Genomic DNA, 18,660 nt, shown 5'->3' with positions numbered 1-18,660 from the left:
TCGCAGCGGCCGGCCCAACCGCTCAGAGGTCGGCGTGCAGAGCCCAGACGCGCTCGGCCGAGTCGCGCCAGCTGAAGGCGCGGGAGCGGTCGCGGCCGGCCACGGACATCCGCTCGCGCAGCCCGGTATCGGCGAGCACGCTGCTCATCGCCAGGGCGAGACGCTCGGGGTAGTTCTTCGCGTCGGCGCGCTCGACGGCGACCCCGGCGTCCGCGGCGACCTCCATCAGCGCGGGGTCGTCCGAGTGGACCACCGGCACGCCGAAGTGCATCGCTTCTAGCACCGGTAGGCCGAACCCCTCGGCGATGCTGGGATACACGAAGAGCGTCGCGCGAGAGAGGACGACGGCGAGGTCGGCGTCGCTGAGGACGCCGAGCGCGCGCACCCGCGTCTCGTCGAGGCCCTGCTCATCGGCGACCGAGGCCACGTCAAGGTCGCCCCAGCCGGTCGGTCCGACCAGGAGGAGCGGGATCGTCGGCGCCGACGCTCCGCCGAACGCCGCGATCAGCGAGACCAGGCCCTTGCGGGGTTCGAGCGTGCCGACGCTCAGGACGTATTCGCCCGGGAGCGTCAGGGCGGCAGCGCGCTCGTCGGCGTCCTCCGGCAGCACCAGGCCCGAGCCGACCGCTCCGCCGATGACGCGCAGGCGGTCGCCGAAGTCCATCACCTGCGAAAGCTGGTCCGCGACCGCGTGGGTGGGTACGACGACGGCGTCCGCGTGCTTGTGAGCGCGCTTGGCCATCGCCCGGTGCCACTTCGCCCCGTGCGGGGTGAGCGTCTCCGGATGTGTCCAGGGCACGGTGTCGTGGATGGTGACCGCGATCTGCTCGCCCTCGCCGCCGTCGTGGCCGCGCAGCGGGGCGAAGAGGCTCGGAGCGTGCATCATGCCGCCACCGGCCGGGATCCCGATCCCGTACTGCCAGGCACGCGAGAGTTCCCGGCGGCCGAGGGGGAGCCGGTGGATGCGCGCGAGGCCGGGCAGGCGCAGGCGCAGTTCCTCCTCCTTCTCGGGCGGGTGAGCGGAGACCACCGCCTCGACCTCGCAGTCGCGCGGTGCGGTGGCGATGAGCTCGCGGGTGAGCTCCTCGGTGTAGCGGCCGATGCCGCCGGGCACGCGGGCGAGCATCTGGTCGACGACGACGCGGAGGGTGGTGGTCACGGAGTCACCGCCAGGAGGGGAGCGGCGGCGAGGGCGTCCTGCCAGGGGCGCAGCGGAGCGAGCGCCGCCCGGCTCCAGCCGTCATGCCCGAGCACCGAGTAGGCGGGGCGCGGGGCGGGGCGGACGAACGAACCGCTGTCGGTCGGCCGCAGACGCTCGGGGTCCAGGCCCACCTTGGCGAAGACGGCGCGGGCGAAGCCGAGCCAGGTCGTCTCGCCGGCGTTGGTGCCGTGGTAGACGCCGGCCGGGGCGAGCGAGTCGACCAGCTCGACCAGGCGCGCGGCGAGGTCGGCCGTCCAGGTCGGCTGGCCGTGCTGATCGTCGACGACGGCGAGGGTGTCGTGGCTGCCGGCGAGGCGCACCATCGTCTTGGCGAAGTTCTGGCCGTGTTCGCCGTAGAGCCAGCCCGTGCGGACCACGTAGCCGCGCTCCGGGTTTGCTTCGAGCACCAGCCGCTCCCCCTCGGCCTTGGTGCGGCCGTACGCCGAGAGCGGGTGGCGCGGATGGTCCTCGGAGTAGGGGCTCGTGGCGGAGCCGTCGAAGACATAGTCGGTCGAGACCTGCACGAGCGCCGCTCCGGTCTCGGCCGTGGCGAGCGCGAGGTGGTGTGCGCCGACGGCGTTGACCCGGTGCGCCTCCTCTTCGTCGGTCTCCGCGTCGTCGACCCGCGTGTAGGCGGCGCAGTTCATGATCGCGTCGTGGCCCGCCACGGCGGCGCGCACCGCGTCGAGGTCGGTGACGTCGAGATCGCTGTGCCTGAGGGCGGTGCAGGGGCGGGAGCCGAGGACCGCCCGAAGGTCGGTGCCGAGCATGCCGGAGGCGCCCGTGATGAGGAAGGTCACCTCCTCATCATGCCGGAGGGCTGCACCGGTGGGCGGGTGGCGCACCGGTCGCCGGGCGGTCCTCCCGCAGAGACAGGCCGTCGTTACACTGGCGATTGTGCAGATCCGAGAGCTCGCCGTTCCCGATGCCTATGAAGTGACTCCGCGCCAATTCCCCGACGATCGCGGAGTCTTCTACGAGTTCTACCGCTTCGATCACCTGGCCGAGAAGGTCGGGCATCCGCTCTCGCTCCGCCAGGGCAACACCTCGGTCTCCCGCCGCGGCACGGTGCGGGGGATCCACTTCGCGCAGTTCCCTCCGTCGCAGGCCAAGTACGTGTCGTGTTTCTCGGGTGCGGTGCTCGATTACATCATCGATGTTCGAGTGGGTTCGCCGACCTTCGGGCGGTGGGAGTCGATCCTGCTCGATGACGTCGACCGCCGCTCCGTCTACATCGCCGAGGGGATCGCGCACGCCTTCGTCGCGCTGACGGAGCGCGCCGTCGTCTCCTACCTCGTCACCGCCACCTTCGATCCCGTGCGCGAGAAGGGGATCGACCCGCGTGACGAGCAGATCGGCCTCCGCTTCCCGGCTGAGGCCGGCGAGCTCCTGCTCTCCCCGAAGGACACGGACGCGCCGACCCTCGCCGAGGCCGAGGGGCAGGGCCTGCTGCCGACGTGGGACGAAGCACGCGCGTTCTACGCGCAGCTCGACGCCGCCACCTGATCGGGGACGTCGGCCGTTCAGTTCCGGGAGCGCAAGCGCATCAGCGCGACGCGCGCGCCCAGCCCGACGCGGACGGCCGCGCGGACCGGCGCCTGGTACCAGGCTCCGTACTTCTGTGCGAGGTACAGGTACGCGCTGCGGTGGTGCACGGCGAGCATCCGGGCCGAGGCCAGGCGCGTCGAATGCCCGCCGAGGTGGGACACAACGGCATCCGCGAGGTAGACGTTGATCCAGCCGCGCTGCCCCAGCGAGTCGCCCAGCTGGACGTCCTCGAAGTACATGAAGTAGCGCTCGTCGAAGCCGCCGATCTCCTCGAAGGCCGTGCGTCGCACCATGACGCAGGCGCCGGAGAGCCAGCCCGCCTCCATCCGGCCGTGCTGGAGCGTGCCGACCGCGCGGGAGCGCCGGTACGTCGCCGACCACGGGTTGCCCGGCCAGACGTGGGCGAAGAGCGCGTGGCCGACACCCGTGCCGAGTGAGGGGAGGGCGCGGGCCGAGGGGTAGATCGTGCCGTCGGAGTCGAGAATCCGCGGCCCGATCGAGCCGATTCGCGGTTCCGCCATTGCCGCGTCGTAGAGCGCGTCGATCGAGCCGGGCAGGAAGACCGTGTCCGGATTGGTCACGAGGATCCACTCGACCTCGGGACCGAGGCGGTCGACCGCGTAATTCACGGCCCGGCCGTAGCCGAGGTTCTGCCCGGTCTCGTGGAACTCGACCCCGGGCAGTCGCTCGACCACGCTGCGCACGGAGTCGTCGGTGGTGAGGTTGTCGACCACCACGACGCGCACGTCGTGCTCCGTCGCCTCCGGCACCGACTCGAGGCACGCACGCAGGACTTCACCCGAGAAGTGGGTGACGACGACCACTGCGATGGGCAAGGCCGAGCGGGCGATGGGAGCCTCCGGGAAGTGCGGCGTCGACGGGAGGGGTGCCCCGTGGGAAGAACTCGACGAGGCTAGCATGCTGCTCCGCCGGGTCTCAGCGGGCTGAGGAGCCGACCTCGTCGACGATCTCGCCGAGTTCGGTTGCGACATCGGCGGTGACAGCGGGTTGACGGAACACCACAAATTTGTAGAGGCAGAAGTTCCAGACCAGGCCCACGAGCACAGCGACCGCCTTGGCGACGTTGATCGCCAGGAACGCTTTCTCGCCGGGGCTGGGCAGGAAGAGGAGAGACGTGCCGAAGCGGGTGTCGAAGAAGACCTCGAACCCGTAGATGATCAGTGACTGCAGGACCAGGGAGCTGAAGCCGGTGACGAGGAAGAACTGGCCGAAGCTCCGCAGGGTGGGGCGGTCGGGGTGGCGGAAGACGAAGAAGTGGTTGAGGAAGTACGAGATCGAAATCCCGACCGTCACCGAGACCACGTTCGCGAGGAGTGTCGGCAGGCCGACCATCAGCGACAGTGCGTTCAGGATCAGGAAGTCCAGCGCCGTGTTGAGTGAGCCCGCGACAAGGAACCGCACCTTCTGGGATTCCAGCCAACGCGCCACGGGTACTCCTCCTGCCGACGACCGCCCGGAGGGACGACTCTGGCTGAGGGTACGCGGTCGATCTGTGCGGCGGCCCCCCTGCGGGCGAACTCTTCCTGAGAAAGCACGGCGGTGGCGCGGATGCCCTTCCCATCTGGAGACGGCGCGCGCCCGGCGCTCCTCACGGCCGATGGTGCACGCTGGTACTGTTCCACCGCCTCCGCCCCGGCGCGAGCGTGCCCGACGCCGCTCCGCCACCGCCCGAATCGGATCGTCATGCTCTCCCTCACCATCGTCACTCCTACGTACAACGAAGCGGACAACATCGGCGAACTGCTGCGCCGGCTGGCCACCGCCGCCGCAGCCGAGCCGGATGTGCTCGTGCGTTCGGTCATCGTGGACGACTCCTCGCCCGACGGCACGGCCGATCGGGCGCGTGCGCTCGGTGCCGAGCTGTCCACAGGAACGTTCTCAGTCGAGGTACTCTCGCGCGCGGCGAAGGAGGGGCTCGGCGCCGCCTACCTCTGGGCCTTCGAGCAGGTGCTCGGGCGTGAGGACCCACCGACGCACATCTTGCAGATGGACGCCGATCTCTCGCACGACCCGGCCTATCTCTCCGACTTCCTCCGCGAGGTCCGCGCCGGTGCGGACCTGGTGGTCGCCTCGCGCTACATCCCCGGCGGAGGGACGCCCGACTGGACGCTGGATCGCAAGATCCTCAGTCGCGGCGGCAACCTCTACTCGCGGGCACTGCTCGGCTCGCGGCTCACCGACTGGACGGGCGGTTTCAATCTCTTCAGCCGCGAGCTGCTCGAGCGGATCCACTTCGAGACCGTCGATGCGACGGGCTACGGCTTCCAGATCGCGCTGAAGCATCGAGCGTCGGTCGCGGCGCGACGCGTTCGCGAGATCCCGATCGTGTTCCTCGACCGCACGGAGGGGACCTCCAAGATCCCGGGAAACACGATGCTGCGCAGCCTCCTACTGGTCGTGCGGATCCGGTTCACGCGCGACTCGTCCCGGTAGCGTTTCCGCTGGAACGGCGGTTCGCCTGCTCGGCCGGGCTCGCGGCCGACGGTGGGACCGTGCGATCAGGAGCCGGTGCGGAAGAGCAGCCAGCGCCGATCCGAGTCCGTGCTGACGACGCTGGGCCGGTCGGGGTCGGCCACCGCGTCGACGAAGGGCTTCCAGCCGTCGAGGTCGTCGACGTAGGCGAAGGTGTCGACCAGGACCGCGCAGGCTCCTGACGCGTCGTACTCGCGCTCGAACGCCCGGGGCGTGCTGGCGCGATTCCAGTCATCGGCCGATCGGGTGCCCCGGACCGCGCCGTAGCTGTAGCGCAGGCCGCCGTCGTCCGAGGAGTAAAGGTAGGGCAGGGCCTCGTCGTAATCGCCCATGTTCCCGATCGGGTCGGTCTCGGGGAAGTCCTTGAGCGGGAGCTGCACGATCCCGCAGCCGTCGGCGAGTCGGCGCTCGGTCTCCTGAGCGAACGCGCGAACGGAGGAGTCGCTGGTCGGAGCGAGCGGGATCGCTGCCGCCGTTCCCGCCACCTGGTCGATCAGTCCGACCGCGGCGACGACCGCCAGCGCGGGGAAGAGGAGCCGCCGGCGACGAACGAGCGTCTCGAGGGCGATGCCCGCGACGCCGAGCGCGAGAACGCTGAGCACGATCGACATCCGTGACCACGCTCGAATCTCGGGGCTCACGACGTACGAGAGGATGGCTCCGAGTCCGGCGACGATGAAGAACAGCAGTGCGACGACGAACGCCTGACTGAGCAGCCCGACCCGAGCGTCCATGACCAGCAGGGCGAGGCGCGAGCGCGGAGCTGCGCCGGTGCGTCCCGCCCGGCCGAGCGCCGACAGCACGATCAGCAGGACGAGCAGGAACGCGGCAGAGACGACCACGGCCGTCGAGGGGTTCTCGGTCGTCGGGAGGATCGCGCTCGAGCGGGCGTACCCCTGCGCGAGTTCGGCCAGCGAGGAGAACCCGCTGGTGGGCGAGGGTAAGAGCAGGCTCTGCATCTTGCCGCCGTAGAACTCCGACTCCTGCGCCGAGCGGCCCTGGAAGTACTTCTCGTAGCGATCGCCCTGGTCGATGGAGAGCACGGCGAGCTGGACGGCGATGAAGCTCAGGAATGAGCCCAGCGCGAGCGTGGGCCAGGCGAGGCTGCGGACGGGGGATCGGCGTATGAGGGCCGCGAGCACCGCGAGAACCCAGGCCGAGCCGAGCACGATCGCACCGAAGACGAAGTAGTACGACTGCGTCCACGCGATCGCCAGCGCGAGGGCGACGACGATCCCCGCTCGCACAAGGCGACGACGGCGCCGGCCTGCGATGCCCGCGGTCCACCGGTTCAGCGGATCCGTCTCCCGCCCGCCGATGACCAGCAGCAGCACGCCGATGAGCGGTACCGCCCAGTACTGCGCGAGGAAGGGGTGGCCGAAGGATAGTTGCACGAAGTGGTAGGGCAGCACCGCCGTCAGCACACCGAGCACCACGGACGTGACGCGGCGCAGACGCAGGGCTCGGAAGAAGACGTAGGCGGTGGCTCCCACGGCGGTGAAGCCGGCGATGCTGTAGAGGTTGAGCAGCCAGACGCCGTCGGGCGTGAGCGGCCCGACGACAGCGACGAAGACGGCCGACCAGGGATCGAACAAGGGCGCGAAGAAGAGATTCTGCGCCGCGGGGAACCCGAGCCTGCCGTTGGGGAGGAACGGGAACACCTCGCGTGCACTCGAGAAGATCGTGTAGTGCAGCACCTGGTCCGGGCCGCCGAACGTCCACCTCTTTTCCAGGATCTTCGGAGTGATTCTGAGCGCGAGCATCCCGAGCGCTGTCGAGAGCACGGCGGTGACGGCGGCGAACCCTGCGTCGAGGAGGATCGCCGGACGGTGACGGCGCTGTCGGCCCTCCACAGGTTTGCTGACGGCAGCCTCCTCGATGATCATCCGATCGTGGTCCTTCCGATCCGCGGACGCGCCAGGTGTGCCAGGCGCGACCGAAACCCTATGGTAATTTCTTCGGGTTCCGCCGGGATGTCGCCGCCCAGCACACATGCTCGACGAAAGCTCTTCTATGACACGCACTGTTCTCCTCGCCGGTGGCGCCGGATTCGTGGGATCGAATCTGGCCACCGAACTCCTTCTCCGCGGCGACCGGGTAGTCGTCCTCGACTCCCTGCTGACCGGCTCGACCCGCAACGTCGCCGCCCACCTCGGCCACCCCGCACTCACGGTGATTCAGGAGGACGCGGCCAACGCACGCGACCTCGACGGTCCCTTCGACGTGGTGCTGCACTTCGCCTCGCCGGCGTCGCCACCGCGGTACCTCGCGCATCCGATCGAGACGCTGCATGCGGGGTCCGTGGTCACAGAGGCGCTGCTGGATGTGGCACGCCGCGACGGTGCCCGATTCGTGCTCGCTTCCACGTCGGAGGTCTACGGCGATCCGCACGTGCACCCGCAGCACGAGGAGTACTGGGGCAACGTCAACCCGAACGGTCCGCGGAGCGTCTACGACGAGGCGAAGCGGTACGCGGAGGCGTTGACGTTCGCCTACCGTCGCAGCTTCGGGGTCGACACCGGAATCGTCCGGATCTTCAACACCTACGGCCCGAACATGGATATCGACGACGGGCGTGCGGTGCCGGCGTTCGTGAAAGCCGCACTCGCGTCTTCTCCGCTACCGATGCACGGCGACGGCACCCAGACCCGCTCGCTCCTCTACGTCGACGACCTGGTCGAGGGCGTCCTGCTGATGGCGGAGTCCTCCGAGCCGGGGCCGATCAACCTGGGATCCGTCGAGGAGCTGGAGCTGGGCGAGATCGCCCGTCGCGTCGTGGAGCTCGTCGGAAGCGACTCCGAGGTCCACTACGGTCCTCGCCCGGTCGATGACCCGGAACGTCGTCGCCCGGACATCACGCGGGCCCGCGAGGTCCTCGGCTGGGAGCCCGCGGTGTCGATCGAGGAGGGCCTGGCGCGCACGGTGCGCTGGTTCTCCGAGGGCATGTCGAACGAGAGAGGCGCGCTGTGAGACTGTCGATCCTGATGCCCGTGTACAACGAGGAGGCGACGCTGCGCAAGGCCGTGGGGCGTGTCCTGGCGGTGACGTTCCAGGAGGGCGTCGAGGTCGAGTTCGTGATCGTGAACGACGGCAGCCGTGATGGGACCCGCGAGATCCTGGACTCCCTGGACGATCCGCGAATCCGGGTGTTCCACCAGCCGCGCAACCAGGGCAAGGGAGCGGCGATCAGCCGGGCCGTCCAGGAGGCGACGGGCGACTACGTGATCATCTGCGACGCCGACGAGGAGTACCGGCCGAGCGAGATCCCGTCGCTGCTGCAACCGGTTCTGGACGGCGAAGCGGAGCTCGTCTATGGAAGCCGCACGTTCGGAAGCCACACCTCGTTCTCATACTGGTACGTGCTGGGCAACAAGGGCGTGAACCTGATCACGAATATCCTCTTCAACGCCTACATTTCGGACGTCGAGACCTGCTTCAAGCTGATGCCGTTGAGCCTCTACCGCTCCCTCGGCATCACGGAGAAGGGGTTCGGCATGGAGGCGGAGGTCACCGGGAAGCTCCTCGCGCGCGGCTACCGCCCGTACGAGGTCGCTATCAGCTACAAGGCCCGCACCCGCGAAGAGGGCAAGAAGATCACCGTCAGGGACGGCTTCGAGGCCCTGTGGATTCTCGTGCGGATCCGCCTGCGCGAGGGCTCCCGTAGCCGCCCGCCGAAGACGCTCGCCTCCTGATCCCGTGGTTGACTCCCGCGTGATTCCCGCCGCGACTCCGCCTCGCCGGGGCCCGATTGCGCTCCTGCGCGTGGTCTCCTCCGGTTTCATCTCGTACGCACTCAAGTTCGGCGTGGTCGGGATCATCGGCCTGGTCGTCGACGTCACGGTGTTCAACCTCCTGCGGGTCGGCGGGATCGGCGGCGAGCACCTGCTCTCCGGCCCCATCGGCGCGAAGGTGGTCGCCGTTGCAGCCGCAACCGTCGTCACCTGGTTCGGCAATCGCTACTGGACCTTCCGTGAGCACCGTCGAGCGAACTACCTGCTCGAACTGGCCGAGTTCAGCGTTGTCGCCGTCGCGGGCATGCTGGTCAACCTGCTGCCCCTGTATGTGTCGCACTACGTGCTCGGTTTCGACAATCTGGTGGCCGACAACATCTCGGCCAACGTCATCGGCCTCGGCCTGGCGACAGCCTTCCGCTTCATCCTTTACCGCTTCTGGGTGTTCGGTCACCACCGCTCCGGGGGAGTGATCGATCGCCGCGAGGCCGAGATGGCTGCGGCAGCCCTGTTCGAGGACGACGTCGCCGCCGTCGCGGACACCTCCGGAATTCGGCACCCCCGCTCCTGAAGGCCCCGAGCCCCGAGGTGGGGTGGCGCGGTCAGCGTCGGCCGGAGCACCGCGGGACGGACTCGGCGAAGGCGAGGTCGAGGAGTGCCTCCGCCGTGATCCCCCAGCTCGGGATCGGCCGGAGTGCGATCCTCCGCGGCGCGCGCAGCGCTTGCTCGATCGCGGCGGTCCACCCCGCTCCGTCACCCGGATCGGTGAACACGGCGTCCGCCTCCCGCCCGGCGAGGGCGTCGCGCAGGCCCGGGATGTCGGCGGCGAGCACGGGGGTGCCGCAGGCGACCGCTTCGAGCGCCGGGAGTCCGAAGCCCTCGTGCCAGGAGGGCATCGCCACCGCGTCGGCGCCCGTGAGCAGGGCCGGGAGGTCTTCGTCGGGCACGTACGAGAAGGCGAATCGCACGTCGGCACCCGCCGCGACGGCGCGCGCGACTGCCGCATGGACGTCCTCGTTGTCCCAGCCGTCCCCGCCTACCAGGAGCAGGGTATGTCCTTCGGGTCGCTCCGCGAGCCGGTAGGCGTCGACCAGCGTCACCAGATTCTTGCGCCGCTCGATCGAGCCGACGAAGAGGAGGTAGGCGCCGAGCGCGTGCGCCGTGCGGACGCGAGCCACCTCGTCCGCTCCGCGCGGGTGGAAGAGTTCGGCGTCGATCGTGGTCGGCAGCACCCGGATTCGCTCGGAGGAAACGTCGAGCGCGCGCGCGACCTCGACGGCGGAGGACGGCGTGCCGGTGAGGACGACGTCGCTCCGAGCGATCCACCGCGGCACCGAGCGCGCGAGCAACTCTCGGCGCTCCCGCGGGACCAGCTCCGGCATCACGGCGTAACAGACGTCGTGTACAAAGGTGAGCGAGCGGGAGCGGGCGAGCGGCCAGCTGCGGAAGTTCGGGAAGAAGTACGCGCCGCGCCCGAGCAGGAGGTCGATCCCGGGCGCCGGGAGTCGCGTCAGCGCACTCCAGACCCGTCGGGGAACGGGGACGGGCCGGATCTGCAGGGTGCGGAAGCCGAAGCGTGCCAGCGACCGCGCCTCGCTCGCGGGGACGACGAGGCGGATGTCGGCGCGCCGGGCGAACTCCTCGGTGTCGAGCGCCCGCATCAGGCCGAGCAGGACCCGGCCGACACCCGTCAGCCGGGGTGCCGCGAGCGGTGTGGCATCGACGAAGAGGCGGCGGCGCCCCGCGGTCACGGTCGGCTGAGGCGGACGGTGGAGTCGATGTCGACGACGCCGTCGTGCACGGAGGCGCGCTCGACCGTGAAGGTGGCAGCGACCGGTATCCGCATGGTCTCGCCCTGCGAGAAGGTGGCCGACGAGGCGTGCACGGCGTAGTTGCCGGCACCCAGGTGGAGGTCGGGGAGGGTGAACGTGACCGTCATCTCTCCGTCGACCGCGCTCAGAGGCGTGCCGATGCGCTCGGTGTTGGTGCCGAAGACGCGCTGGCCGAGCGGGGTGTCGATGCCCATGCCGATGTTCCAGTCGTCGACCGCGCGGTTGGTGCGCACCGTGACGTCGAACTCGAGGGTCTCACCGCTGCGGACGACCGTGCCGCCGTGCTCGATGGAGCCGCCGCGCAGTCGGCAGCCCAGGATCTCGATCAGCTGGGGAGCGGGCTCGTCGACGGCTCCGGCGGCCGCCGCCTCGCGCTCCTGACGGGCGGCGCGACGGTCCTCGAAACTCTCGCGCAGGACCTGGAGTCCCTCGGAGGTCTCGCCGTCGAAGACGACGGTGCCCTTCTCGAGCACGATGGTGCGGTCGCAGAGCTCGCCGACCTGCTCGAGGGAGTGGGTGACCAGCACGATGGTCTTGCCCGCGCGCTGGAAGGCGCGGATGCGGTCCATGCACTTGCGCTGGAACGGCTCGTCGCCGACCGCGAGGACCTCATCGACCAGCAGCAGATCCGGATCAGTGTGGATTGCGATCGCGAAGGCGAGTCGCACGTACATGCCGGAGGAGTAGAACTTGACCTGCGTGTCGATGAACTCGGCGATCTCGGAGAAGTCGACGATCGACTCGAACTTGCTGTCGAGCTCGCTGCGCGAGAGGCCGAGGATGGCGCCGTTGAGGTAGACGTTCTCGCGGCCGGTGAGGTCGGGGTGGAAGCCCGCGCCGAGTTCGAGGAGCGCGGCGAGGCGTCCGCGGCGTTCGACCGTACCGGTCGTCGGCTGCACGATGCCGCCGATGAGCTTGAGGAGCGTGCTCTTACCTGAGCCGTTCGCACCGATCAGGCCCACCGTCGAGCCCAGGGGGATCTCGAGGTCGACGTCGCGCAGGGCCCAGAACTCGTCGCGGTGCTTGCGCCCGCGACCGAAGTTGACGAGCCGCTCCTTGAACGACTTGTCCTTACGGATGACAAAGCGCTTGGAGGCGTTCCGCACTCGAACGACCGTCGGACTGCCGGAGGCGGCGGGGGTGGCCTCCTGCTTGCTGGTGAGGGTCATGATCAGATCTCCTGGGCGAAGTTGCCCTCGAGGCGGCGGAAGATCCGGTGGCCGATCCACACGAACACCACCCCGACGACGAGGACGAGGACAAGACGCAGCTGCATGTCCGGCGGCCAGACCTGAGGGCCGATCTCCCGGCCGTCGATGATGCTCACGCGCGAGCCGTCGCCCCAGATCGCGCGCTGGAAGGCGAGGATCGCATTCGAAATCGGGTTGATCAGGTACAGCTGCTCGGCCCAGCCGTGACCGGCGCCCGAGGAGGCGGCGACGACGAAGTTCCACGCGTAGACGATCGGGGAGAGCCAGAAGAAGATCTGCAGCCCGACCTCGACCAGGAACTGGACGTCGCGGAGGTAGACGTTCAGGGCGGAGAGCGCCAGCGCCAGGGCGAGGCCGTAGACGAGCACGATCGCCAGCGCTGGAACGATGTAGAGCAGGTGGATCCCGAAGATGAGCGAGCCTGTGATGACGGCGCCCGCAATCAGGACGATGAACTGCACCCCGAAGTTGAACAGTGCCGAGCCGATGGCGGCCACCGGGAAGATCTCGCGCGGCAGGTAGACCTTCTTGATCAGCCCGCCGTTGCCGAGGATCGACGTGGTCCCCGCGGTCACGATCTCGCTGAACAGACCCCACAGCGTGAGTCCGGAGAACACGAAGATCGCGAAGTTCGGGACGCCGCGCGAGGCCCCGAGGATCTGGCCGATCGCCACGTAGTAGATCAGCAGCATGATCAGCGGCCGAACGAGGCTCCACACGAAGCCGAGGCTGCTGTCTTTGTAGCGCGACTTCAGCTCGCGGCCCACGAGGAGCCGGAGCAGCTCGCGGTGCCGGAGGATCTCGGCCAGGGAGGCGAGGAAGCCGCCGGAGCCGCCGCCGACGGCCGATGTGGTGCCGGCGGTCTGGAACGGCTCGTCGGCGATCGCGCGCGCACGATCCACAGCTTTGCTGGGCATGGAACTCCAAGCTCTCGGCCTCCGCCGGGCGACGGACCGCCTCATTATACGTGCGAGGTCGTCTCGGCCACCCGGGATGGCGTGTCCGAGCTGGTGCTATCGCGGGTAGTCTTGCTCCCGCTCGCCGATCGACCGACACGAACAAGGGGTCCGCCTTGCCCATGCAGCCATCCGACGTCCCGCTGGAGCCTGCCCCCCAGAGTGCTGGGGATCCTGCTCCTATTCTGAGCAGCGCCGGCGAGAGCGCTCCTTCCTCTCCCGACCCGAGTCTTGAATCGGCCATTGACGAGGCCGCTGAGCCCGACCCGGTCGCTCCGGCGCCCGCCCCCATTCGAGTGACGTCCGCTGCGACTGCTGCCACCGTGGTCCGCGAGCCCGAGTCCGAGACGGCCGAGCTGGCGCGACTGCGTGCGCAGGTCGACGCCCTCCTCAACGACCCCTTCGACGAGTGGGTCGAGCGGATCCAGGTGGGCGGCGTCACCGCCTCCGGCTTCGAGCGCACCCTCTCGTGGCGGATCACCAAGCCCCTTCGTCTGGTGCGCACCTTCCAGATGCGCGTCGACCAGCTCGGTCTCCCCGGCGCGGTCCGCCACAGCGCACGCTTCGTCAAGCGCCGCCTGTCCGGACGGGTTCGATGAGCGAGCGGTCGGCCTCCCCGAGTGCGAGCGCTGTCGCCGCGCGCGCCGAGCGCACCGAGGCCATGCTGCAGCGCCTCGAGCAGATCGGCGCGCTGCTCTTCGACGAGGAGCGACGGGCGTCCCTGCGCCGACGCGGAGCCGGGCGCTACCTCGACGACGTGGCCCGCGAGATCCGCTTCCGCCAGGACGACGAGCTGACCTGGGTCGCTCTCGTGTCCTTCACCGCCGCCTACCCGACGAGCGAGCTCTTCGACTGGTTCCGCCGAGCCCTCGAACTCGCGCCCGAGGAGTCGGCGCTACGGATCTTCCTCGAGGCGGGCTCCCGCACCGCGACCGGCTTCGCCGATCTGGACGCCCGCGTCGAGGTCGTCACGGGAGCCGTCGTGGTCGACGTCGACTTCCCCGCGCGGCACTCGCACAACACCGGTGTCCAGCGCGTGGTCCGTCAAACCGTCTCGCGCTGGGACGCCGAGCAGGAGATCGTGCCGGTCGCCTGGGTGCACGGCTCGATGTCGTTCCGCCGTCTCAGCACCATTGAGCACGAGCGGGTCGTCGACTGGTCCTCCTCCGCCCGCCGTGAGTGGGAACACGGCGACCCGGAGCGGACGGAGTTCGTCGTCCCCTACCGCAGTGTCGTGGTGATCCCCTCCGTGCCCGACTACAACCAGTGCGGGCCGCTCTCGGCTCTCGCTGAGTACTCCGGGAACGAGGTCGTCGTCCTCGGCCACGACGCCATTCCGGTCGTCAGCGCCGACACCGTGCCGCCGGAGGAGACGGTGCGCTTCGTCAACTTCCTCTCGGTGGTCAAGCACTCCGAGCGCGTCGCTACGGTCAGCGCCGCGGCCGCTCTCGAGTTCGACGGCTTCGTCCGGGCGCTCCCGGCGCAGGGCCTGACCGGCCCGTCGGTGGTGCCCGTGCCGCTGCCCGTGGAGCTGCCCGACGGCCTCCGCTCGGAGGGTCGCGGTGCCGGGGGATTGCCGCTCGTGCTCTGCGTCGGCAGCCAGGAGCCGCGCAAGAACCACCTCGCGGTGCTGCACGCCGCCGAGGTCCTCTGGCGCGAGGGCCTGCGCTTCCGGGTCCGCTTTATTGGCGGGGCCAATCCCTGGGCGCACCAGGTCTTCGATCCGCGAGTGCGCGAGCTGGTCGCGGCCGGCCGCCCCGTGGAGGTGCTCCGCGGCGCCGACGACGACGTCCTGGTCGCGAGCTACCGGGAGGCGCTGTTCCTGGGATTCCCGTCGCTGCACGAGGGCTACGGCCTGCCGGTCGCCGAGGCGCTGGCGATCGGGCTCCCCGTGCTGACCTCGCGGTACGGGAGCACCGCGCAGATCGCCGAGCACGGCGGCTGCATCCTGATCGACCCCGAGTCCGACGAGGAGATCACCGACGGCATGCGCCGCCTGCTGACCTCTCCGGAGCTGGTCGAGACGCTCCGCCAGGAGGCGGCCGCGCGGCCCGAGCGCACCTGGGACGACTACGCCCGGGAGCTCTGGGCGGCCCTGATCGGCCCTTCGGCCCTCATCCAGCAGGAGGAGACGCCCCGTGCGCTCTAAGCAGTATCTGGTCGACCGCCTCGCCACCCTGGTGCGCACCCTGGCCCCCTCCGTGGAGCCTCTGGCTACCGTCGACGCGTTGACGGGTCAGCTCAGCGTCTTGCTGCCCGCACCGAGCGACCGCGAGGTCTGGTTGGTGCTCGCGGTGCTTCGCGGTACGCTCCCGCGCCGTGAGGATGTCGTCGACGGCCGCCGTCGGGCCCGCCTGGACGGCACGGCCGCCCTGCTCGCCCACGCCGCGTCGACCATCGTCTCGAACCGTGTGTTCGCCCGCTTCCACCACCCGGACGTCGAGGTGGTCGTCGGCGCGGTCGTGGTGGATGTCCACCACACAGCGCGCACAGGTCTGGCCACCGGGATCCAGCGCGTGGTGCGCCAGAGCCTGGTCCGCTGGACGCGGGACCACGAGATCCTGCTCGCAGGCTGGGACTCGTCCCACGAATCGCTCGTCGAGCTCACGTCGGAGCAGAGCCGCAATGCGGTCTCGGGCGATGTGCCCGACGCCGCTGAGGACCGCTCCCGCGTGATCGTGCCCTGGCAGGGCACCTACCTCCTGCCCGAACTCGCCGTCGAGGACGAGCGGACCTCGCGCGTCTCGGCGCTCGCGGAGTTCAGCGGGAACCGCACGGGCACGATCGGCTTCGACTGCGTTCCGGTCACCACGGCCGAGACGGCGAGTACCGGCATCAGCGCCGCGTTCTCGCGGACGCTGGTCGCGGTGTCGCACATGGACCGCATCGCGACGATCTCGGAGGCCGCTGCGACGGAGTACTCCGGCTGGCGCCACATGCTCGGCAGCGTCGGGATGCAGGGGCCGGACATCCGTCCGATCCTGCTGCCCTCGCAGTCCGAGAGCGTGTCGGACGAGGAGCTGGCAACCGCCGCGCGCTCACTGGTGACCGGGGAACTCCCGCTCATCGTCTGCGTGGGCAGCCACGAGCCGCGCAAGAACCACCTCGCCGTCCTGCAGGCTGCCGAGCTGCTCTGGCGGCGCGGACTGGAGTTCAGTCTGGTCTTCATCGGCGGCAACGCCTGGAGCAGCGCGGAGTTCGAGTACCGCCTCGAGGTGCTCGAGGGCTTCGGACGACCGGTCCGCTCGCTCTCGAAGATCACGGATGCGCTGCTCTGGAGCGCCTACCGACTGGCTCGGTGCACGGTGTTCCCCTCGATCAACGAGGGCTACGGGCTCCCGATCGTGGAATCGATCTCGGTCGGCACGCCGGTCGTGACCTCCGGCTTCGGCAGCATGCGCGAGGTGGCCTCGAGCGGCGGCGCGCTGTTCGTCGACCCGCACGACGACCACGACATCGCCGCGGCCCTCGAGCGCCTGCTGACCGACGACGAGCTGCACGCCCGCCTCAGCGCGGAGGCGCTGGCCATCGACGGCGGCACCTGGGACGAGTACGCCGAGCGCATCTGGTCGTATCTGGTCGAGGGGGAGGGAGCCGACGAGGACGCCCGCCCCGAGCAGGCCGGAGTAACCGCCTGAGCGTCCTCGCCCGATCGCACGACGAAGGCCCCCGCTCCACGAGCAGGGGCCTTCGTTGTCAGCGCCGGTGCCGCCGGGAATCAGTCGATGCGGCGCGCCAGCTCGAGGTCGTTTCCGACCATCCGGGCGACGATCTCCTCGAAGCCGACGGTCGGCGTCCAGCCGAGCACCTCGTGGGCCCGGGAGGCGTCCCCGCGCATCTCGGGAGCGTCCACCGGGCGGGCGAAGCGCGGGTCGATCGTGACCCGCTGCTCCCAGTCGTCGATGCCGGCGGCAGTGAAGGCGGCACGGACGAAGTCGCGTACCGAGTGCGCGACTCCGGTGGCCACGACGTAGTCGCCGGGCTCGTCGGCCCGGGAGGCGCGGACGAGCGCATCCACGTAGTCCGGGGCCCAGCCCCAATCGCGGCGTGCGTCGAGGTTGCCCAGCGAGAGCTCGGACTCCGTTCCCGCGGCGATTGCGGCGACGCCCGCGGTGATCTTGCGGGTCACGAAGCTGAGCGGGCGACGGGGCGACTCGTGGTTGTAGAGGATCCCCGACGAGGCGTGCAGTCCGCGCCCCCGGTAGACCGCGACGAGGTGATGCGCGAACGCCTTCGCCGCCCCGTACGGCGAGACGGGGCGCAGCGGTGTCCGCTCGGTCTGCGGGTTCTCGGTCGCGGCGCCGAAGATCTCGGAGGAGGAGGCCTGGACGAAGCGGACCTCGCGGCCGGCCGACTCCTGTAGCGCGAGCGAGGCCTCCAGGAGCGCGGCCACCGCAGTGCCGGTCACCTCGGCGGTGAGCACCGGCTCCTGCCAGGAGAGCGCAACGGAGGAGAGGCCCGCGAGGTGGAAGACCGTGTCCGGCTCCGCCTCCACGACGAGGCGGCCGAGGCCGACGGCGTCGCGGAGGTCGCCTTCGAAGCAACGGACGGCGGCGGGCAGAGCGGTATCGTCGGCCTCGCGCACGAGCGCGGAGACCTCCCAGCCGTCGACGAGCAGGCGCTCGACGAGGTAGCCGCCGTCCTGTCCGCTCGCTCCGGTAACGAGAGCGGCAGGCATGACTACTTGATCAGCGCGGACTGCTCCGCGAGGTCGTTCTCGACCATCATCGCCACGAGCTCGGGGAACGAGACCTTCGGCTCCCAGCCGAGGACGTCGCGCGCCTTCGCAGGGTCGCCGATCAGGAGATCCACCTCGGCCGGACGCATGAACGCGGGGTTCTGCGTCACGTAGGGGGCCCAGTCCTCGATGCCGACGTGGCGGAAGGCGATGTCGAGGTACTCGCGGATCTCGTGAGTCTCGCCGGTCGCGACCACGTAGTCGTCGCCCTCGGGCTGCTGCAGCATGCGCCACATCGCGTCGACGTAGTCGCCGGCGAAGCCCCAGTCGCGCTTCGCGTCGAGGTTGCCGAGCTCCAGGGTCTCCTGGAGGCCGAGCTTGATCCGCGCGACCGCGAGGCTGATCTTGCGCGTGACGAACTCCGGGCCGCGGCGGGGCGACTCGTGATTGAACAGGATGCCGGAGGAGGCGTGCATGCCGTACGACTCGCGGTAGTTGATGGTCATGTAGTGGCCGAAGACCTTGGCCACACCGTAGGGCGAGCGCGGCCAGAGCAGCGTCTCCTCGCTCTGCGGGACCTGCTGCACCTTGCCGAACATCTCGGAGGAGGAGGCCTGGTAGAACTTCACGCGCGACATGTCGGCGCCGGCGTAAAGGCGGGTCGCCTCGAGGATGTTGAGCACACCCTTGCCGGTCACGTCGGTGGTGAGCGAGGCGTTTTCCCACGAGTAGGCGACGAACGAGATGGCGCCGAGGTTGTAGACCTCGTCGGGCTGAGCCGCGGCGAGCACGCGCACGAGGCTCGACACGTCCGTCAGGTCGCCGGTGAGCAGGGTCACCTCGGGCACGGTGCGGCGGACCAGCTCGTACTTGGGGTTGTTCTGCCCGCGGACGAGTCCGAACACCTCGTAGCCCTTCGAGAGAAGGAGCTCGGCGAGGTAGAGGCCGTCCTGGCCGGTGATTCCGGTGATCAAAGCGCGGGGCACGTGGTGGTCCAATTCGTCTGGGGT

General features: G+C 69.8%; 19 protein-coding genes. 9 read left to right on the top strand and 10 right to left on the bottom strand.

Annotation, left to right across the window (positions count from 1 at the left end):
• Nucleotides 1-22: 22 nt before the first annotated feature.
• Nucleotides 23-1,159 (bottom strand): glycosyltransferase family 4 protein, encoded by a 1,137-nt coding sequence (locus A6122_RS10090; RefSeq protein WP_237358163.1) that lies wholly within the window; start codon nt 1,157-1,159, stop codon nt 23-25.
• Nucleotides 1,156-2,001 (bottom strand): dTDP-4-dehydrorhamnose reductase, encoded by an 846-nt coding sequence (gene rfbD / locus A6122_RS10085; RefSeq protein ID WP_104259068.1) that lies wholly within the window; start codon nt 1,999-2,001, stop codon nt 1,156-1,158. Before rfbD ends, A6122_RS10090 begins: the two co-directional genes overlap by 4 nt.
• A 97-nt stretch (nt 2,002-2,098) precedes the next feature.
• On the opposite strand from rfbD, the gene A6122_RS10080 reads away from it, so the two are divergent.
• Nucleotides 2,099-2,707, top strand: coding sequence for a dTDP-4-dehydrorhamnose 3,5-epimerase family protein (locus tag A6122_RS10080; protein WP_068257452.1), 609 nt, complete (start codon nt 2,099-2,101; stop codon nt 2,705-2,707).
• Nucleotides 2,708-2,724: 17 nt separating this feature from the next.
• On the opposite strand, the gene A6122_RS10075 is transcribed toward A6122_RS10080, so the two are convergent.
• Entirely contained in the window at nt 2,725-3,573 is an 849-nt protein-coding gene (locus A6122_RS10075; protein ID WP_068254467.1) for a glycosyltransferase family 2 protein, read from the bottom strand.
• Here A6122_RS10075 and A6122_RS17305 point away from each other — a divergent pair.
• Nucleotides 3,560-3,697, top strand: coding sequence for a hypothetical protein (locus A6122_RS17305; RefSeq protein WP_237358162.1), 138 nt, complete (start codon nt 3,560-3,562; stop codon nt 3,695-3,697). The genes A6122_RS10075 and A6122_RS17305 overlap by 14 nt on opposite strands.
• On the opposite strand, the gene A6122_RS10070 is transcribed toward A6122_RS17305, so the two are convergent.
• Nucleotides 3,686-4,198, bottom strand: coding sequence for a GtrA family protein (locus tag A6122_RS10070; RefSeq protein ID WP_068254464.1), 513 nt, complete (start codon nt 4,196-4,198; stop codon nt 3,686-3,688). The two genes, A6122_RS17305 and A6122_RS10070, sit on opposite strands and share 12 nt — an antisense overlap.
• A gap of 255 nt (nt 4,199-4,453) precedes the next feature.
• Between A6122_RS10070 and A6122_RS10065 the strand changes: the two genes are divergently transcribed.
• Entirely contained in the window at nt 4,454-5,203 is a 750-nt protein-coding gene (locus tag A6122_RS10065; protein WP_068254462.1) for a polyprenol monophosphomannose synthase, read from the top strand.
• 65 nt (nt 5,204-5,268) lie between these two features.
• Here the strand turns inward: A6122_RS10065 and A6122_RS10060 are convergent, their stop codons facing one another.
• A complete protein-coding gene (locus A6122_RS10060; RefSeq protein ID WP_068254460.1) occupies nt 5,269-7,128 on the bottom strand; it encodes a hypothetical protein in 1,860 nt (619 codons plus the stop codon).
• Between the two features lie 127 nt (nt 7,129-7,255).
• Here A6122_RS10060 and A6122_RS10055 point away from each other — a divergent pair, with 127 nt between their 5' ends.
• Genes A6122_RS10055 through A6122_RS10045 form a run of 3 tightly spaced genes read left to right on the top strand, consistent with a single transcriptional unit; the run spans nt 7,256 to nt 9,544 of the window.
• The gene (locus A6122_RS10055) at nt 7,256-8,212 is read left to right on the top strand and encodes an NAD-dependent epimerase/dehydratase family protein (RefSeq protein ID WP_068254457.1); all 957 of its coding nucleotides are present in this window, start codon (nt 7,256-7,258) and stop codon (nt 8,210-8,212) included.
• Entirely contained in the window at nt 8,209-8,934 is a 726-nt protein-coding gene (locus A6122_RS10050) for a glycosyltransferase family 2 protein (RefSeq protein WP_068254454.1), read from the top strand. Before A6122_RS10055 ends, A6122_RS10050 begins: the two co-directional genes overlap by 4 nt.
• A 4-nt stretch (nt 8,935-8,938) precedes the next feature.
• Nucleotides 8,939-9,544 carry a GtrA family protein gene (locus A6122_RS10045; protein ID WP_068254451.1) on the top strand — a complete coding sequence of 202 codons (606 nt, stop codon included), beginning with the start codon at nt 8,939-8,941 and terminating at the stop codon, nt 9,542-9,544.
• A gap of 31 nt (nt 9,545-9,575) precedes the next feature.
• Here the strand turns inward: A6122_RS10045 and A6122_RS10040 are convergent, their stop codons facing one another.
• From A6122_RS10040 to A6122_RS10030, 3 genes are read right to left on the bottom strand one after another with little or no spacing between them, the layout of a single operon-like run.
• Nucleotides 9,576-10,724 carry a glycosyltransferase family 4 protein gene (locus A6122_RS10040; RefSeq protein WP_068254448.1) on the bottom strand — a complete coding sequence of 383 codons (1,149 nt, stop codon included), beginning with the start codon at nt 10,722-10,724 and terminating at the stop codon, nt 9,576-9,578.
• Nucleotides 10,721-11,974, bottom strand: coding sequence for an ABC transporter ATP-binding protein (locus tag A6122_RS10035; RefSeq protein ID WP_068254446.1), 1,254 nt, complete (start codon nt 11,972-11,974; stop codon nt 10,721-10,723). Before A6122_RS10035 ends, A6122_RS10040 begins: the two co-directional genes overlap by 4 nt.
• Before the next feature lie 2 nt (nt 11,975-11,976).
• Nucleotides 11,977-12,933: an ABC transporter permease gene (locus tag A6122_RS10030; RefSeq protein WP_068254443.1), complete on the bottom strand. Its 957-nt coding sequence runs from the start codon at nt 12,931-12,933 to the stop codon at nt 11,977-11,979.
• A 362-nt stretch (nt 12,934-13,295) separates the two neighbouring features.
• On the opposite strand from A6122_RS10030, the gene A6122_RS10025 reads away from it, so the two are divergent.
• The 3 genes from A6122_RS10025 to A6122_RS10015 are packed head-to-tail and all read left to right on the top strand — an operon-like array spanning nt 13,296 to nt 16,610.
• Nucleotides 13,296-13,571 (top strand): hypothetical protein, encoded by a 276-nt coding sequence (locus A6122_RS10025; RefSeq protein WP_068254440.1) that lies wholly within the window; start codon nt 13,296-13,298, stop codon nt 13,569-13,571.
• Nucleotides 13,568-15,121 (top strand): glycosyltransferase, encoded by a 1,554-nt coding sequence (locus A6122_RS10020; RefSeq protein WP_068254436.1) that lies wholly within the window; start codon nt 13,568-13,570, stop codon nt 15,119-15,121. Before A6122_RS10025 ends, A6122_RS10020 begins: the two co-directional genes overlap by 4 nt.
• Complete coding sequence (locus tag A6122_RS10015) at nt 15,111-16,610, top strand: glycosyltransferase family 4 protein (RefSeq protein WP_068254433.1); 1,500 nt, start codon at nt 15,111-15,113, stop codon at nt 16,608-16,610. The genes A6122_RS10020 and A6122_RS10015 overlap by 11 nt, the downstream gene beginning before the upstream one ends.
• An 80-nt stretch (nt 16,611-16,690) precedes the next feature.
• Here A6122_RS10015 and A6122_RS10010 read toward each other — a convergent pair whose 3' ends face one another.
• A complete protein-coding gene (locus A6122_RS10010) occupies nt 16,691-17,650 on the bottom strand; it encodes a GDP-mannose 4,6-dehydratase (protein WP_068254430.1) in 960 nt (319 codons plus the stop codon).
• Between the two features lie 2 nt (nt 17,651-17,652).
• Nucleotides 17,653-18,636: a GDP-mannose 4,6-dehydratase gene (locus A6122_RS10005; RefSeq protein ID WP_068254427.1), complete on the bottom strand. Its 984-nt coding sequence runs from the start codon at nt 18,634-18,636 to the stop codon at nt 17,653-17,655.
• Nucleotides 18,637-18,660: the final 24 nt, after the last annotated feature.

This window comes from Rathayibacter tritici (genome assembly GCF_001641005.1).
Lineage (GTDB): Bacteria > Actinomycetota > Actinomycetes > Actinomycetales > Microbacteriaceae > Rathayibacter > Rathayibacter tritici.
The sequence above is the reverse complement of the archived record's forward strand: the minus strand, read 5'-3'. Positions and strand labels throughout refer to the sequence as shown.

What these genes read in the sequence shown, in the direction of transcription:
- A6122_RS10065 (WP_068254462.1), top strand. Translation starts at nt 4,454, where the DNA reads ATGCTCTCCCTCACCATCGTCACTCCTACGTACAACGAAGCGGACAAC.
- A6122_RS10030 (WP_068254443.1), bottom strand. Translation starts at nt 12,933, where the DNA reads ATGCCCAGCAAAGCTGTGGATCGTGCGCGCGCGATCGCCGACGAGCCG.
- A6122_RS10055 (WP_068254457.1), top strand. Translation starts at nt 7,256, where the DNA reads ATGACACGCACTGTTCTCCTCGCCGGTGGCGCCGGATTCGTGGGATCG.
- A6122_RS10060 (WP_068254460.1), bottom strand. Translation starts at nt 7,128, where the DNA reads ATGATCATCGAGGAGGCTGCCGTCAGCAAACCTGTGGAGGGCCGACAG.
- A6122_RS10010 (WP_068254430.1), bottom strand. Translation starts at nt 17,650, where the DNA reads ATGCCTGCCGCTCTCGTTACCGGAGCGAGCGGACAGGACGGCGGCTAC.
- A6122_RS10035 (WP_068254446.1), bottom strand. Translation starts at nt 11,974, where the DNA reads ATGACCCTCACCAGCAAGCAGGAGGCCACCCCCGCCGCCTCCGGCAGT.
- A6122_RS10020 (WP_068254436.1), top strand. Translation starts at nt 13,568, where the DNA reads ATGAGCGAGCGGTCGGCCTCCCCGAGTGCGAGCGCTGTCGCCGCGCGC.